Below are 588 nucleotides of genomic sequence, written 5' to 3'. Positions count from 1 at the left end.
CACCTCGACGTTGAGGCACAGCGACTGCATTTCCTTGATGAGGACCTTGAAGGACTCCGGAATACCCGGCTCGGGGATGTTCTCGCCCTTGACGATCGCCTCGTAGACCTTCACCCGGCCCAGCACGTCGTCGGACTTGATGGTCAGCAGCTCCTGCAGCGCGTAGGCGGCGCCGTAGGCCTCCAGCGCCCACACCTCCATCTCACCGAAGCGCTGACCGCCGAACTGGGCCTTACCACCCAGCGGCTGCTGCGTGATCATGGAGTACGGGCCCGTCGACCGGGCGTGGATCTTGTCGTCCACCAGGTGCAGCAGCTTCAGGATGTAGATGTAACCGACCGAGATCGGGTACGGGAACGGCTCACCGGAACGGCCGTCGAACAACCGCGCCTTACCGCTCTGCTGCACCATCCGGTCACCGTCACGGTTGGCGACCGTGTTGCCCAGCAGCCCGACGATCTCCTCCTCGTGCGCGCCGTCGAAGACCGGGGTGGCCATGTTGGTACGCGGGGCGACCTTCTCGAACCCCTTGTCCTTCAGCCGCTCGGCCCACGCCTCGGCGATGCCCGAGATGTCCCAGCCACGCGC

Annotated in this window: 1 protein-coding gene; it reads right to left on the bottom strand. The window is 65.5% G+C overall.

The window, feature by feature from the left end; genetic code table 11:
- Positions 1–588, bottom strand: a 588-nt coding sequence (locus IEZ27_RS53480; protein WP_446686198.1) for a DNA-directed RNA polymerase subunit beta, incomplete at both ends; no start/stop codon positions are given.

The organism is Nonomuraea spiralis (assembly GCF_014648435.1).
Classification (GTDB): domain Bacteria; phylum Actinomycetota; class Actinomycetes; order Streptosporangiales; family Streptosporangiaceae; genus Nonomuraea; species Nonomuraea spiralis.
The sequence above is the reverse complement of the archived record's forward strand: the minus strand, read 5'-3'. Positions and strand labels throughout refer to the sequence as shown.